This window comes from Methylobacterium brachiatum (assembly GCF_020523825.1).
Lineage (GTDB): Bacteria > Pseudomonadota > Alphaproteobacteria > Rhizobiales > Beijerinckiaceae > Methylobacterium > Methylobacterium brachiatum.
The window spans coordinates 135,897-150,930 of the sequence record NZ_JAJALK010000004.1; the positions used below are offsets into that span (position 1 = coordinate 135,897).

At 70.8% G+C, this 15,034-nt stretch carries 9 protein-coding genes; 6 read left to right on the plus strand and 3 right to left on the minus strand.

The window, feature by feature from the left end:
• Nucleotides 1-25 precede the first annotated feature (25 nt).
• Entirely contained in the window at nucleotides 26-946 is a 921-nt protein-coding gene (locus LGR69_RS10745; RefSeq protein WP_007560981.1) for a cell envelope integrity EipB family protein, read from the plus strand.
• A gap of 190 nt (nucleotides 947-1,136) precedes the next feature.
• Here LGR69_RS10745 and LGR69_RS10750 read toward each other — a convergent pair whose 3' ends face one another.
• Nucleotides 1,137-1,433: a DUF3572 domain-containing protein gene (locus LGR69_RS10750; protein ID WP_007560979.1), complete on the minus strand. Its 297-nt coding sequence runs from the start codon at nucleotides 1,431-1,433 to the stop codon at nucleotides 1,137-1,139.
• 80 nt (nucleotides 1,434-1,513) lie between these two features.
• Between LGR69_RS10750 and LGR69_RS10755 the strand changes: the two genes are divergently transcribed.
• Together LGR69_RS10755 and LGR69_RS10760 are read left to right on the plus strand one after the other, a co-directional pair.
• Entirely contained in the window at nucleotides 1,514-1,885 is a 372-nt protein-coding gene (locus LGR69_RS10755) for a response regulator (RefSeq protein ID WP_007560977.1), read from the plus strand.
• A 79-nt stretch (nucleotides 1,886-1,964) separates the two neighbouring features.
• Complete coding sequence (locus LGR69_RS10760) at nucleotides 1,965-3,338, plus strand: PleD family two-component system response regulator (RefSeq protein ID WP_230366003.1); 1,374 nt, start codon at nucleotides 1,965-1,967, stop codon at nucleotides 3,336-3,338.
• A 6-nt stretch (nucleotides 3,339-3,344) separates the two neighbouring features.
• On the opposite strand, the gene LGR69_RS10765 is transcribed toward LGR69_RS10760, so the two are convergent.
• Entirely contained in the window at nucleotides 3,345-9,800 is a 6,456-nt protein-coding gene (locus LGR69_RS10765) for an autotransporter domain-containing protein (RefSeq protein WP_230366004.1), read from the minus strand.
• 624 nt (nucleotides 9,801-10,424) lie between these two features.
• Here LGR69_RS10765 and LGR69_RS10770 point away from each other — a divergent pair.
• From LGR69_RS10770 to LGR69_RS10780, 3 genes are all read left to right on the plus strand, one after another.
• Nucleotides 10,425-11,630: a DUF2252 family protein gene (locus LGR69_RS10770; RefSeq protein WP_230366005.1), complete on the plus strand. Its 1,206-nt coding sequence runs from the start codon at nucleotides 10,425-10,427 to the stop codon at nucleotides 11,628-11,630.
• Between the two features lie 459 nt (nucleotides 11,631-12,089).
• The gene (locus tag LGR69_RS10775; RefSeq protein WP_007560969.1) at nucleotides 12,090-13,052 is read left to right on the plus strand and encodes an acetyl-CoA carboxylase carboxyltransferase subunit alpha; all 963 of its coding nucleotides are present in this window, start codon (nucleotides 12,090-12,092) and stop codon (nucleotides 13,050-13,052) included.
• 115 nt (nucleotides 13,053-13,167) lie between these two features.
• A complete protein-coding gene (locus LGR69_RS10780; RefSeq protein ID WP_007560967.1) occupies nucleotides 13,168-13,899 on the plus strand; it encodes a DUF1796 family putative cysteine peptidase in 732 nt (243 codons plus the stop codon).
• Nucleotides 13,900-14,046: 147 nt separating this feature from the next.
• On the opposite strand, the gene LGR69_RS10785 is transcribed toward LGR69_RS10780, so the two are convergent.
• On the minus strand, nucleotides 14,047-14,985 hold the full coding sequence (locus LGR69_RS10785) for a LysR family transcriptional regulator (protein ID WP_230366006.1): 939 nt from the start codon (nucleotides 14,983-14,985) through the stop codon (nucleotides 14,047-14,049).
• Nucleotides 14,986-15,034 lie beyond the last annotated feature (49 nt).

The window sequence follows — 15,034 nt, forward strand, 5'->3', positions numbered from 1 at the left end:
GGCGGACCTTGAACCGGGATTATCCATGCGCCTCTCGCATCTCCTGACGGCCGGCCTGCTCGTCTCCGCCTGGGGGGCACACGCCGCGCCGGCCGTATCCGAGCCGCCGGCCCCCGAGGCTAAGGCCGAGGCCCCCGCACCTGGCCAGGAAGCCAAGGAGATCGTTCTGGCCAACCACCGGGCGGTCTACGACCTGTCGCTGGCCGAGGGCGGCGGCACCCGCTCGGTGGAGAGCGCCCGCGGCCGCATCGTCATCGATTTCCGGGGCGATGCCTGCCGCGGCTACACGATGCTGACCCGGCAGGTGACCGAGCTCTCCTCGGGCGAGACCGGCCCGCGCCTGTCGGACATGCGCAGCACCACCTTCGAGGGCGGCAAGGGCCGCGAGTTCCGGTTCAAGACCACGACGCTCACCAACAACCAGCCGGCCGCCCCGGTGGACGGCACCGCCTCGGAGCAGGGGCAGGGGGAGTCGGTCACGGTGAAGCTCAAGGGCGCGGCCAAGCCATTCACCGTGGAGGGACCGGTCCTGTTCCCGAGCGAGCACATGCGCCACCTGATCGCGGCAGCCCGCGCCGGCCAATCGACCCTCTCGGCCAAGGTGTTCGACGGTTCCGACGACGGCAAGAAGATCTACGACACCTTCGCGGTGATCGGCCATGCCGGAACCGGCCCGGCCGCGGATACCGCCCGCGACAAGCCCCTGCGCGACGGCCCGCTCGCCGGCATGCCGCACTGGCCGGTGCGGCTAAGCTACTACACGCCGGGGGTGGGCGAGCGGACGCCGATCTACACCCTCGGCTTCGACCTCTACGAGAACGGCGTCAGCGGCGCCCTCAAGCTCGATTACGGCGAATTCGCCATCCTGGGCGACATGACCGCCCTCGACATCGACACCCAGGCTGGCCGCGCCGCCAAGGATGGAGACAAGGGCTGCACGCCGTGAGGCTGAAGCCTGCAGAACCATCCCGTCATTCCGGGGCGCCGTAGGCGAGCCCGGAAACCAGATCCGCCGACGATGCAAAACCGAGGACCGTCCGAGGTTCTGGATTCCAGGCTCCGCTGCGCGGCCCCGGAAAGACAAGGTAGGTGACGAGACGTCCGCGGTTCGACCCCAGACGCGGCAAACCGCCGCCTCAGGCCCAGTCGTCCTCCGGCTGCGGCGACAGGATGCGCCAGGCCGCGGCGATCCGTTCGGGCTTGATCTCCAGCGCCCCGGCGCAGGCCATCAGCACGCCCTCGTCCCCCATCACATGGTCGAGGACGCCCGCCAGGAAGGCCGGTTCCTGGGCGCTTTCCCGCAGGGTCTCGGGGCTCAGGCCGCTCGCCGCCAGGAAGGGCAGGAGGCGGTCATCCTCCGCCACGATCCACAGCAGAACGTCGAGGGCGAGCCGTTCCGCAGATTCGGCCCCTTGAAGAGGTTTGCCATTCATCAACATGTGATCGCTACAAAGGTCATCAAGGGGCTTCACGGCCCGCTAATCATGATCGGCGCGCACCGGGACATCGGATCATGAAAAAGACGGTGCTGATCGTCGAGGACAACGAACTGAACATGAAGCTGTTCAACGACCTCTTGGAGGCGAACGGCTACGCGACCCTGAAGACCGCCCACGGCATCGAGGCGATCGAGCTGGCCCGCGCGCATCACCCCGACCTGATCCTCATGGACATCCAGCTCCCCGAGGTCTCCGGCCTCGAGGTGACCAAATGGCTCAAGGAGGATGACGACCTCAAGAGCATTCCGGTCATCGCCATCACGGCCTTCGCCATGAAGGGCGACGAGGAGCGGATTCGCGAGGGCGGCTGCGAGGCCTATCTGTCGAAGCCGATCTCCGTCGCGAAGTTTTTGGCAACGGTTCGCGCGTATCTTGAGCCTCGGTGACGCCGGAGCGGCGCGCCGATAACGGCGAACGGCCGACCGCCCCGGGCGGAACCGCGCAACCGCGCGTCAGCGAGGAACCATGTCGGCCCGCGTCCTGATCGTCGACGACCTGTTCCCGAACGTGAAGCTTCTCGAGACGAAGCTCGGGCTCGAATATTTCGACACGATCGCCGCCATGAACGGGCCGGACGCGATCGCGATCTGCGAGAAGGGCCTGTGCGACCTCGTCCTGCTCGACGTGATGATGCCCGGCATGGACGGGTTCGAGGTCTGCCGCTACCTGAAGAACAACCCCGTCACCGCCCACATCCCGGTGGTGATGGTCACGGCGCTGGACCAGCCCTCCGACCGCCTGCGCGGCCTCGATGCCGGCGCCGACGACTTCCTCACCAAGCCGGTGGACGACACCGCCCTATTCAGCCGGGTGCGCAGCCTCGTGCGCCTCAAGGCGGTCACCGACGAGCTGCGCCAGCGGGCGCTGGCCTCGCGCGAGTTCGGCATCGGCGACCCCCTGGCGTTGGCCACCGCCGAGACCGGCCTCGACGCCAGGATCCTGCTGATCGAGGACCGGCCCGGCTCGGCCGAGCGCATGGCCGGGGCCCTGCGCCAGCACCACGCGGTGACGATCGAGCCCGACCCGCAGGCGGCTCTGCGCCTGGCTACCGAGGGTGGGTTCGACCTCGCCCTGGTGAGCCTCGACCTCGCCGGGTTCGACGGCCTGCGCCTGTGCAGCCAGCTCCGCTCGCAGGATGCCACCCGGGCGATGCCGCTGATCATGGTGGCCGAGGAGCACGACCGCGCCCGCGTGGTGCGCGGTCTCGATTTCGGCGTCCACGATTTCCTGATGCGCCCGGTCGACCGCAACGAGCTGATGGCCCGGGTCCGCACCCAGGTGAAGCGCAAGCGCTTCACGGACGCCCTGCGGGGCGCCATGCAGGCCTCCCTGCAGCTCGCCGTCACCGACGCGCTCACCGGCCTGCACAACCGGCGCTACCTCGACAACCATCTCGGCGCGCTGTTCGCCGACGAGGCCGCCCGGCGCCCGGGCCTCGCCGCCCTGATCCTCGATATCGACCGGTTCAAGGCGATCAACGACAGCTACGGCCACGAGGCCGGCGACGAGGTGCTGCGCACCTTCGCCGAGCGGGTCCGCCAGGACACGCGGCCGGTGGACATCGTCGCCCGCTACGGCGGCGAGGAGATCGTGGTGATCCTGCCGGAGGCGGGCCTGGCGGAGGCCCGGGCCATCGCCGAGCGCATCCGCGAGAAGGTCGAGGCGCTGCCGTTCTCGGTGCAGCGCGCGACCCGGACGATCCCCGTGACGGTCTCGATCGGCGTCGCGATCCGCCACCCGGAGGATGCCGGCCCGGGCGACATGCTCAAGCGCGCCGACATCGCCCTCTACCGGGCCAAGGCCGCGGGGCGGAACCGGGTCGAGCAGCAGGCGGCCTAAGGGGGTTTACCAGCGCAGGTTCAGGCTGCCCCGCATGGCATGGTCCTGGGCGCGTTCGCCCACCTGACCGGTATAGGCGAGCCCCAGCGTCAGACCCGTCGCAACCCGCGCCTCGATCCCCGCCGAAGCCACGACCGCGTCCCGCGCCAGCGGCACCCCCGCGGTCTGGAACGCACGCCCGCCCGCGAACGCCACCAGCGCCCGCGGCACCACGTCCCCGAACGCCCGCCTGTAGCCCACGAGGCCGCGCGCCAGAACCGGGACGTCCAGGCCCAGAAGATCCGCCAGACCGATCTCACCCTGGACGCCCGCGGTCGCCGTCTGCACGGCGTCATGGTGCCCGGAGATCCGCAGCGCCGCCGCACCGCCGCGCTCCTCGAACCCGTCGCGCCGGACATGCAGCGTCGTGCCGCCCACGAAGGGCTCCAGCACCCCCGGACCGTAGGCGATCCGGTACCCCGCCTCGCCGAAGGCCTGAAGCGTGTCGCCGCCCGCCTTCCCGGTCACCGCCTGCGAGAAGCCGGGGAACTGCACCTGGCGCCGGGTGTCGAACGCCTCGCTGCCGTAGACGGCACCGCCCCGTAGCTCCACTGCGCCCAGGGACGCCCTTCCATAGATCGCCCCGAACGCGCTCTCCACCTGGCCGCTCGACCGCCGCGCCGGAATGTCGAACCCGGCGACGCTATAGCCCGCCGCCACGCCTACCCGCAGATCGGTCAGGCCCGGCAGGCTCAGCGCGCCGAACCCGGTCTCGGCCCCCAGCACGAACCCGCCCATATCCCGGGTCAGGCGGGCGGCGTTGCCGTTGCCGCGCGTGCTGCCGAACGCCCCCAGGGCCTGGCCCCAGAGCGAATAGTTCGCCCGCGCCGGCGCGACCGGAACGAGGCCGATCGCCGGCTCGCCGGACAGAGCGGCCGCGTAGGCTGCCGGGACGGTGGTGCCGGCGGGGATCCGGCCGGCGAAGCCCGTTTCCGACCACAGGCCCGCCGCCTCACCAAGGGGCGCCATGCCGAAGCGCAGGTGATCGAGCAGCGTCGCCTCGACGATCGCGGCGCTCTGCGCCACGACGCCGATATCGGCAGCATGGGCCTCGCCGGAGATCGCGTTGAGGGCCTGGGCCGCGCCCGGGGCGGTCTGGTTCAGCACCGCGGTGGCCACCTGGGCGGCCGGGGAGGCGACGACCACAGTGGTGCCGCCGCTGTTGCTGATCGTCGTCGTGGTGGTCCCGTCGGCCGCCACGCTGGTATGCACCGTACTCGCCTGCGTCACCGTTGGCGCGGCCGGGCTGGCCGAGGCGCTCTGGGTCGTCGCCGAGGGCTGGGCGGTCGAGGCGCTCTGGGCCGTCGCCGATGGCTGGGCGGTCGAGGTCACGGTCGGCCCGACGCCGTTCAGCGCCGCCGCCGGCCCGGTCTGGTTCGGCGTTGTGACCACGCTGGTTATCGGCGCCGTCTGCGCGAAGCCCAGCGACACGCTGTGCGCATCGTAGTTCAAGGAGGGCGTCAGGAAGGCGAGGTTGCTGGTCGTCTGCAGCGCGGAGAATCGGCCCGTCACCCCGCCCGTGGCGGTCAGCAGCGTGTAGCGCAGCGCCGGCGTGTAGGTTCCGGCGCCGGCCAGAACCTGGACGGTCCCGCCCTGGAGCGCCACCGGACCGGTCACGTCGGTGCGGTCGTTGGCGGCGGGCGTCAGCTTGACCGTGTAGAACGAGCCCGCCGCGAAGGTTAGCGGCCCGTGGATCGACAGCGTGCCGATTACCGCGGCGCTGCCCGGTGCCAACCGGCCGCCGGCCTCGATCAGCGGATCGCCGATCTTGCCCGAACCCGCCAGCGTGCCCCCGCGCCGGACCGTCACCTCCGAGGCGCTCAGCACCCCGTCGATCTGCAGCGTCCCGCCCGCCACCGTGGTGGCGCCCGCATAGGTGTTGCGGCCGGCGAGGATCGTGGTGCCTTCCCCGTCCTGGACGAGGCCGCCCGGCCCGGTGACCGACCCGTTCAGGGTCAGGCTCGTCCCCGAGGCGGGGCGCAGGCGGGCGTCGACGGCCAGCGTCACCGGCCGGGCCGTGGCGAGGCTGGCGGTCGTCACCAGGGTGCCGCCATCGAAGCGCAGGCCGCCCGCCGACGCGCCGAGACTGGCGTCGGCGGCGACCGCCAGCGTCCCGCCGAGGAGCGCGGTGCCGCCGCTGTAGCTGTTGCTGCCCGAGAGGGTCAGGGTTCCGGTCCCGGCCTTGGCCAGGCCGCCGCTGCCCGTGATCGTGCCCGAGAAGGCGGTGGAGCTGTTGTCGGCCCCGGCCGTCAGCGTACCCGCGCCGAGGCTGATGCGGCCGGCGCCCGCCAGCGAGCCGATGCCCTGGTCGAATCCCGCCAGGTCGAGGGTCGCGCCGGAGGCCACCGCCACCGCCGAGGCCGGCGCGAACGCCCCGGCCGCCCCGGCCCGCAGGGTGCCGCCCTGGATGGTCGTGGTGCCCGAATAGGTGCTGGCGCCGGTCAGGATCGCGGTGCCGGTGCCGAGCTTGGTCAGGCCATAGCCGTTGCCGCCATCGCCGATGCCGCCGGACAGCGTCAGCGTGCCGCTTCCACCGAGGGCGGCATCGCCGGCCAGCGTGATCGCGCCCGAGACCCCGGCGGCGCCGGTGCCGGTGAGCGCCCCCGCGCCGCCCGCACCGGAGCCGGCCAGGGTCAGGGCGTTGGCGATCGTGACACCGTTGACGTCGAGCGTGCCGCCGGCCGTGACCTTGGCGGCAGAGGCGCCGAGCGCCGTGGCATTGGCGGCGCTGAGCCTGCCGCCCGAGACCGTGGTGGCGCCGGTATAGCTGTTGGCACCGGTCAAGATCGTGGTGCCAGCGAGATGGCTGACCGTGCCGGTTCCGGTGATCGTCGGCACGAAGGTGACGGCCGAGCCATCCGGGCTGCCGGTGTGGTTGAACGTGATCGTGCCGGTGCCGGCGCCGAAAGCCACCTCGACGGCCTGCACAGTGCCGGCGGCGACCGCCTTCCGGCCCGCGACCGCGCCGATGGCGAGCGTGCCGGTCGAGCCGCTCAGGGAGGCAACCGACACGGTGCCCGTGCCATTGGCGCCGGCCGATACAAGGCCGCCATCCGCCACCGTGAGCGTGCCTGTGCCGCCGTGGCCGACATAGAGGCTGTTGTTATTGGTCCAGGTCGAGCCCGTCCCAGTCACCGTCACCGTCCCGGACGACGTGGCGAAGTAGCCGATGGTGCCGTTCCTGTTCGACACTTGGCCGCCGCCCTGGATGGCGAGCGTGCCCGTGCCGCCGAAGCCGACTACGAGGCCGGCTCTATTGGTCCAGGTCGAGCCCGTCCCAGTCACCGTCATCGTCCCGGACGAGCCGGTATCGTGACCGACGAAGCCGTCGCTGTTGGACAGGCGTCCGCCCTCGGCGATGGTCAGCGTGCCGCCGCTCGACTGCACCTCGTTCGCGAGCGTGGCCTGTCCCGTCACGGTCCAGGTGCCCGTCCCGTCCTTGAGGAGCGAACCAATCGTGTTGCCGATGGTGCCGGTGATACGCCCGTCGCCGACACCGCCCAGTGTCAGCACCCAGCCGCCGCCGGAAGCGGCGAGGCTGCCCGAGAGGGTCAACCTTGCGGCATCCGCGGCGATGCGGCTGTTGTCCGTTAGCGTGATCGCCCCGGCATAGCTGTCGTCGCCCGACACGTTGCGCAGGGCGCCGCCATCGCTCACGCCCGTGCCGGCGAGCGACAGGGCCTCGTTGCCGACCGCGATCCCGCCCTGCAGCGCCAGGGTCGCGCCTGCGGCGACCGTAGTGCCGTTGGCGGCCGTGCCGTCCGCCGCGCCGAGCGCCGTGGCGTTGGCTACGCTGAGCGTGCCGCCCGCGATCGTGGTGGTGCCGGAATAGGTGCTGGCGCCGGACAGGATCGTGGTGCCGGCGAGGTGGTTGAGGCTGCCGACGCCGGTGATCTTCGGTGCGAAGGTGACGGCCGAGCCATCAGGGTTGCCGGTATGGTTGAACGTGATCGTGCCGCTGCCGGCGCCGAACGCCACCTCGCCCGCCGTCACCGTGCCGGCAGCGACCGGATTCTGGCCCGCGGCCGCACCGATGGTGAGCATACCGGTCGAGCGGCTGCCTTTCGCCAGCGTCATCGTACCGGCACCGTTCGTCCCGATCGACACGGCGCCACCCGCCGCCGCGGTGAGGATGCCGGTGCCGTTGATGTCACCGACGACGAGCGTGCTCCGATTCGTCCACGTCGAGCCAGAGCCCGTCACCGTCGCGGAAGCCGTCGTGGCGGTGTCGCCGCCGACGATGCCCCTGTCGCTCGCGACCGTGCCGCCCCCCTCCAGCCGCAGGGCTCCGCCGAATGCGTACAGGAGGTCACTGAGGCTGCTCTTCCCGGTCAGCGTCCAGGTGCCGGCTCCGACCTTGATGACGGTGCCGACGTTCCCGATGCTGCCCGAGACGATGCCGTCGCCCGCACCGCCCAGGTCCAGCTCGAAGCCGGAACCGGGAGCGCCCGCGATCGGGCCCGACAGGGTGAGCCTGCCGGCATCCGCGCCGATCCTCGTGGTGCCGGTCAGGGTGATCGTCCCGGCATAACTGTTGATCCCGGAGACGTTGCACAGGGCACCGCAGGCGTTCAGGCCATATCCGGTGAGCGACAGCGCCTCGTTGCCCACCGCAATGCCGCCCTTCAGCGCCAGGGTCGCGCCGGAGGCGACCGTGGTGCCGGTGGCCGCCGTGCCGTCCGCCGCGCCCAGCGCCGTGGCGCTCTGGATCGTGAGCGTGCCCTCCGAGATCGTGGTGGCGCCCGTATAGGTGCTGGCGCCCGTCAGGGTCAGGGTTCCGGTGCCCGCCTTGGTCAGGCTGCCGCTCCCGGAGATCACCCCGGCATAGCTCGACGTGTCGGTCCGGTTGAAGATCAGCGCGCCGGCATTGGCGACATCGGCCGCCAGCGATCCCGCGGTGGCGCCGTCGCCGACCTGGAGCGTCGCCCCGGCTGCAACCGTGGCGCCGTTCGCGTAGGCTTGATCGTCCAAAAGCTTCCAGGTGCCGCCCTTGACGTTCAGCACCTCGAAATGGATCACGTTCGCCAGCGTGCCGGCGCCGGTTCCCGTGTCGGCCTTGTCGAGGTTGAGGGTGTCGGCGCCGGCGCCGCCGTCGATCCGGCCGGTGATGGTCGAGCCGGTGAAGAGGTTGAGCGTGTCGTTGCCGCCCTCCAGGCTGATCGCCCGGCCATTGTTGCCGGTGATCGTGCCGTAATTGGTCAGGACGTCGTCACCCTCGCCCATCTGGATCGCGGCACCGTCGCCGCGGATGAAGCGGGCCGAGCCGGTGCCGGTGTAGCGCACCCCGTCCAGCGTCCCGACCGAGCCGCCGTCCACGCTGCCGCTCTGAAGGGTCACCACCGCGGTCGGATCCGGGATCGTGCCGTTGCCGATGATCGTGCCCTTGTTGACGATCGTGTCGTTGTCGGCCGCGGTGCCGAGCTTGTTCTCCAGCCGGATCGCGTAGCCGTCTTTGCCCTCGATCGTGCCGCCGACCTCGTTGGTGATCGTGGTCGCGGCGACGCCGCTGCGGCTGTTGTCGGGATTCGAGTCGTTGTTGACCACGATGCCGTACTTGGCGCCGGAGATCGTGCCGGAATTGGTGATGGTGCCGCCGCCGAGCGAGATGCCTTCGCTGTTATTGGCCCGGCCGCCCTTGTCGTAGCCGCCGGCGCCGGTGCCCTTGATCGTGCCGTAATTGGTGATCGTGCCGGCGTAGTCGATATCGACGCCGTCGCCGTCACCGTCGCCCGAGCCGGAATAGGCCCCCTCGATCGTACCGAGATTCGTGACCGTACCACCGGCATCCGAACCGACGCCCGAGCCGCTGCGACCGGTGATGGTGGCGTCGGCCGCGTTGGTCACCGTCACGGAGCCGGCGCCGTTGTTGCCGCCCAGGGTGACGCCGTGGCGGGCGCCAGAGATCGTGCCGCTGTCGGTGTTGTTCACCGTCCCAGCGGTGGCGTCCTTGAAATCGATTCCGTCGGCCTTGTCGGCGGCCTGACCATTCGTCCGGATCGTGCCAGAATTGTTGATCGTCGTCCCCTGGCCGGGCCGGATCGCGTCGTCGCCGTCGGACTTGATCATGCCGGTGGCGGTGTTGGTGATCGTGATCGTGGCGCTGCCGCTGGCGGCTGCCTCGAAATCCAGCGCCCGCTTCGTCGTCGACTGGATGGTTCCCGCGTTGTTCACCCTTACGGTGCCGCCGGTCGGGTTGACGTTGATGCGGAACGCATCGCTGTCGGATTTGATGATCGCGTCCTTCTTGTTCTCCAGAGTCAAGCTGCGGTTGTTGGCGTCGCCCGAGGCGTCGATCGCCCGGCCGCCCGCCTTGGTTGACTCGATTGTGCCGGAATTGGTGATCTTCACATCCGTGGACGCACCGTTCCAGTTGATCGCCGCCTTTTGGTTGACGGAGAGCGCGCCGCCAGCGCCGACGGTCACGGTATCACGTCCGGACACTGGTATCGCCGACTTGCTCGTCGAATTCGCCGGCACCGTATAATCGCTCGCGCCGACCGGAATCGCACGGAGCTCGACGGAAAATACGGCCAACGCGGCGATGCCGACGCGGACATTACGGTGCTTCACGCGACAGATTCCTGTTTCCGCCGCAGCCTAAGCGCAACATGCGACACATTCAAGACAAAATTGCAGGCCTACATCTGCAATACGAATATGAATGTCTTTGATTTCAGATTTTTTATCCGACATACTCTGGAAAATATATCAGACGCATTGTTTTTACATTATCGATCATCTTAGCCGGGATAATGCCATCATAGCGCTGTCGGGCCATCGATCCGGCACGGGCCGGGGATGATCCGCCCCGACGCATCGCGACGATCGCGGCCCTCAACCACGACCGTCCCGCGCCGCACGCAGGTCGGTCTGTCGCGGCGGAGGGCGCTCCCGGATCCCACAGGGAGCGGCGCCCCCGGCGGAAACGCGCCGCACGCGAGATGCGGCAAAATGCTCACCCGCGCTTAAGGATGAAAATCTAACCTCGCACCCAACATCGATCCGACCCGGTTCGGATCGGGTGCAGCAGAGGATCGGACGACGCGGATGGATATGCAGGTGCCGGCCCGGTCCGGGCGCGAGGCGAGCGAGCTGGAACAGCGCCGCCTGTGCAAGATCGCTTCCTCGCCGCACGCCTATGTCCGGGGCAGCACCGCGCAGTTCTACGACCTGATCGCCGCCATGCCGGCCGGCACCCTGCCGGAGGGGCCGCCGGTCTGGATCTGCGGCGACGCCCATCTCGGCAATCTCGGCGCGGTCGCCGGCCCCGACGGGCGGATCGACATCCAGATCCGCGACCTCGACCAGACCCTGGTGTCGAACCCAACCTTCGACCTCGTCCGGCTGGCCCTGTCGCTTGTCACCGCCGCGCTCAACGCGACCCTGCCGGGCATCGTCACCGCCCGGATGATGGATGCCATGGCGGTGGGCTACGCCGACGGGATCCTCGATCCCGAACAGGCCGAGCGGGGCGTCGCCGAATCCGAGATCGTCGCCACCACGCGCCGCCGGGCGCTCGGCCGACGCTGGCGCCACCTGTCCCGGGAGCGGCTCAAGGGCAAGGATGCCCGCCTGCCGCGCGGCGACCGGTTCTTCGACCTCGACGCCGCCGAGCAGGAGGCGTTCGAGGCGCTGAGCCGCGACCCGGAGGTGCACCGGCTGGTCCTGGCGCTCGGCGGCGCCGAGGCCGGGGCGGAGATCCGGCTGCTCGATGCCGCCTACTGGATCAAGGGGTGCAGCTCGCTGGGCCGCCTGCGCTACGCCGGCCTGGTGGAGATCCTGGGCGGCGACCGCCCGCATCTCGCCCTCCTCGACGTCAAGGAGGCGGTGCCGTTCCTCGCCCCGGCCGCCCCGGGGGCCGACATGCCGGCCGACCCGGCCGTCCGGGTCGTGGCCGGCGCCCGCGCCCTGTCGCCGAATCTCGGCGACCGGATGGTCGCCACGCATTTCCAGGGCACCCCGGTCACGGTTCGCGAGCTGATGCCGCAGGATCTCAAGATCGACGCCGAGCAATTCTCCCGGGGGGAGGCGGTGCGGGTCTCCGGCCATCTCGCTGCCATCCTCGGCCGCGCCCACGGCCGCCAGATGTCGGCATCCGACCGCCAGGCCTGGAGCGACACCGTGCGCGCCCCCGGCCAGGGCCCCGACACCCCCGGCTGGCTCTGGTCCGCGGTGACCGACCTGATGGGCGCGCACCAGCGCGGCTACCTGGAGCATTGCCGCCGCATCGCCCGGGAAGAGCTAGCGGCCTGATTTTTTTTGAAATGGGGCAGGCTGGCCGCGTTGAACGCTGGCCGGTCGATATGACGGATGGCGCTGGTCGCAGGTCGCCCATCGCGAGCGGGTAGCTGGAGTCACGGGCTTCTGGACGAGGCGCGGGTCCCCTCTCCCGAGCGGGAGAGGGACAGGGTGAGGGACCAGGGTCTTCCGGATAAGGCGGTTCCCTCATCCCAACCCTCTCCCGCACGGGAGAGGGGTCCTGTCGCGCCCTGCATGAGCCCGTGCGGAGATGACCCGCGCACCTCACGAGACCGTGCGCGCCTCGGCCTGACGCATCCTTCCGCCACCACAACTGCGCCGCCGAAAAATCCCACCCCGGGATGCGCGTGCAAAGCTGCTCGAACCCGGCGCCGGTTGACACCACCCCCGCCATCGCCAACACCTCGCGCCCGCCGCTTCCGGAGCGGCGAACCCGGGAAGACCTGTGACACGATGGCGGTGACGCGCACCTACCTCGACTTCGAGAAGCCGGTTGCCGAGCTGGAGGCCAAGCTCGAGGAATTGCGGGCGGTCGGCGAGCGAGACGGCGCCGTCTCGATCTCCGAAGAGGTCGGCCGGCTGGAGGCCAAGGCCGGCCAGGCCCTGGCCGAGATCTACGCGAGCCTCACGCCCTGGCAGAAGACCCAGGTGGCCCGCCACCCGCAGCGCCCGCATTTCGTGGATTACTGCGCCGGGCTGATCACCGAGTTCACGCCGCTCGCCGGCGACCGCAGCTTCGGCGAGGACGAGGCGATCCTGGGCGGCTTCGGCCGCTTCCGCGGGCGCCCGGTCCTGGTGCTCGGCCAGGAGAAGGGCGCCACCACCGAGGCGCGGCTGCGCCACAATTTCGGGATGGCCCGGCCCGAGGGCTACCGCAAGGCGGTCCGGCTGATGGAGACCGCCGACCGGTTCGGCCTGCCGGTGATCGCCTTCGTGGACACGGCCGGCGCCTATCCGGGCATCGAGGCCGAGGAGCGCGGCCAGGCCGAGGCCATCGCCCGCTCCACCGAGGCGTGCCTGGCGCTGGGCGTGCCCAACGTCGCCGTGGTGATCGGGGAGGGCGGCTCGGGCGGCGCCATTGCGCTCGCCACCGCCAACCGGGTGCTGATGCTGGAGCACGCGATCTACGGGGTGATCTCGCCGGAGGGCGCCGCCTCGATCCTGTGGCGCGACCAGGGCCGGGCCCACGAGGCCGCCACCGCCATGAAGATCACCGCCCAGGACCTGCTGCGGCTGGGCGTCATCGACGGGATCATCCCGGAGGCCACCGGCGGCGCGCATCGCGACCGCGAGGCGGCGATCCGCGGCGCGGGCGACGCCATCGCCGAGTCGCTCGCCCAGTTCGAGGGCCTGACCCCGGTGGAGATCCGCGACCGCCGCGCCGAAAAATTCCTCGCCATCGGCCGGACCCTGTGAGTCCGACGGCCGAAACTTTTGACGTTCGAGGCGTTCGGCCGTCGGCAAGCGCGAATGCGCGTCGCCGCAGGTGCGGTGGACCGCCCTGGAGGCGTCAGCCGCAAGGGCGAACCGTATGACTTCCCCCGGCGCGACGGGCGGCCTGCTCGGCGCCCTCGGGCGGCTCCTCGGGCGGCGCGACGCGCGCGAGCCGGGCGGGCACAACCACGTCTCGCTCGGCTGCAATTGCCAGATGGCGCACGTGCTCAAGACCCTGGACCTGCGCCATTGGTCCGGCCCGCTGGACTGGATCTTCTCCATGCCCGGCATGGTCCGGGACTGCCTGGACGACGATTTCGCCGCGCTCACCGACCGGGACCAGCTCGAGAGCATCCCCGAGGCGGAGCGGCGCGGCCCAGACATCTGGCGGGGCCGGCACCGGCTCTACCGGGAGCGGCACGGGCTCGAATGCGTGTTCAACCACCATGACCCGGCGGCGAACGCGGCGGATTACGCCTTCCTGACCGAGGGCGTGCGCCGCCTGCGCGTGGCCCTCGACACGCCCGGCACCGAGAACCGGCTGTGGATGATGACCCATCTGCACACGCCCCGGGAGACGATCGAGGCGATCGACGACCTCCTCGGCCGCCGGGCGAGCCGCAATCACCTGACCTTCCTGCAGCTCCAGCCGGAGCATCCCGGGGTGGCGGTGGTGGAGGCCGCGGACCTCCGGCCGACCTTGCGCTGGCTGACGATCCAGACCCGCTCGACCCCGGTCGGCCTGCGCCTCGCCGACCCGGCCGAGGACGCGCAGCTCGTGGAGATCATCCGCACCGAGGCGGCACGGCGGCCGGTTTTGTTCGCGTAGGGCGCGATCGCCCGGGGCCGGGCTCCCTGTATTCCAGATCTCCCCCTCATCCTGAGGCGGCGTGGCGAAGCGAAGCCCTCGAAGGCGCCCTCCAGCCAAGCGGCGCGATCCCCGGAGCCCGCCTTCGAGGCTCACTGCGTTCGCACCTCAGGATGAGGGGGTGGGTGGGAATGTTTCGGCGCGGCAGCCGCCGGGTCCTGCCTCTTCGGCCTGAAACAACCGCGCGCTCACGAAATCCACGAAGGCACGCAGCCGGGCCGACATGTGCCGCCCGGACGGCCACAGGATCGAGAACTGGCCGGGATCGGTGAGGTACGGGTCGAGGATCCGGATCAGGGTGCCCGCGCGCAGGGCCGACTCCGCCAGGAAATCCGGCATGCAGGCGATGCCCAGGCCGCCGATCGCGGCGGCCCGCAGGGCCTCCATGTTGTTGCAGGTGAGCGCGGTGCGCAGGCCCGCGGGCGGCGGCTCGGCGAGAGTCCAGTCCTGCAGCTTGCCGGATGTGGGGAAGCGGAAGCGCAGGGCGGCGTGGCCCGCGAGCTCGGCCGGGCGCCGGGGCGTGCCGGCCCGGTCGAGATAGGCCGGCGCGGCGCAGAGCACGAACCGGAACGGGCCGAGGCGCCGGGCCATCAGGCGCGAATCGACCAGGCTGCCGCTGCGGATCGCGGCATCCATGCCGGATTCCACCAGGTCGACCTGGCGATCGTTGAAATCGAGCTCGAGCTCGATCTCGGGATAGAGCGCCCGGAACTCCGGCAGCACCGGCAGCAGGAAGCGGTAGCCGACGATCGGCAGGCTGATCCGCAGGATGCCGCGCGGCGCCCGCCGGCTCTGCGTGACCAGCGCCTCGGCCTCGCGCAGGTCGTCGAGGATCGCCCGGCAGCGGGCCTGCAGCAGGGCGCCCTCCTCGGTGAGCGAGACCCGCCGGGTGGTCCGGTGGAACAGGCGCACGCCGAGTTCCGCCTCGAGCCGCGCCACGGCCTTGCCCACCGCCGAGGCCGACAGGCGCAGGTCGCGCCCGGCCTCGACGAAGCTCAACCGCTCCGCGCTGCGCACGAAGGCCGCGATGTCGCCGAGGCTGTTCATGCCGGGCGATTAGAGCGTCCCGGTCCGGAATGAAAGGACTAGGCGCGGG

What these genes read in the sequence shown, in the direction of transcription:
- LGR69_RS10785 (WP_230366006.1), bottom strand. Translation starts at nt 14,985, where the DNA reads ATGAACAGCCTCGGCGACATCGCGGCCTTCGTGCGCAGCGCGGAGCGG.
- LGR69_RS10775 (WP_007560969.1), top strand. Translation starts at nt 12,090, where the DNA reads ATGGCGGTGACGCGCACCTACCTCGACTTCGAGAAGCCGGTTGCCGAG.
- LGR69_RS10750 (WP_007560979.1), bottom strand. Translation starts at nt 1,433, where the DNA reads ATGAATGGCAAACCTCTTCAAGGGGCCGAATCTGCGGAACGGCTCGCC.
- LGR69_RS10780 (WP_007560967.1), top strand. Translation starts at nt 13,168, where the DNA reads ATGACTTCCCCCGGCGCGACGGGCGGCCTGCTCGGCGCCCTCGGGCGG.
- LGR69_RS10760 (WP_230366003.1), top strand. Translation starts at nt 1,965, where the DNA reads ATGTCGGCCCGCGTCCTGATCGTCGACGACCTGTTCCCGAACGTGAAG.
- LGR69_RS10755 (WP_007560977.1), top strand. Translation starts at nt 1,514, where the DNA reads ATGAAAAAGACGGTGCTGATCGTCGAGGACAACGAACTGAACATGAAG.
- LGR69_RS10745 (WP_007560981.1), top strand. Translation starts at nt 26, where the DNA reads ATGCGCCTCTCGCATCTCCTGACGGCCGGCCTGCTCGTCTCCGCCTGG.
- LGR69_RS10770 (WP_230366005.1), top strand. Translation starts at nt 10,425, where the DNA reads ATGGATATGCAGGTGCCGGCCCGGTCCGGGCGCGAGGCGAGCGAGCTG.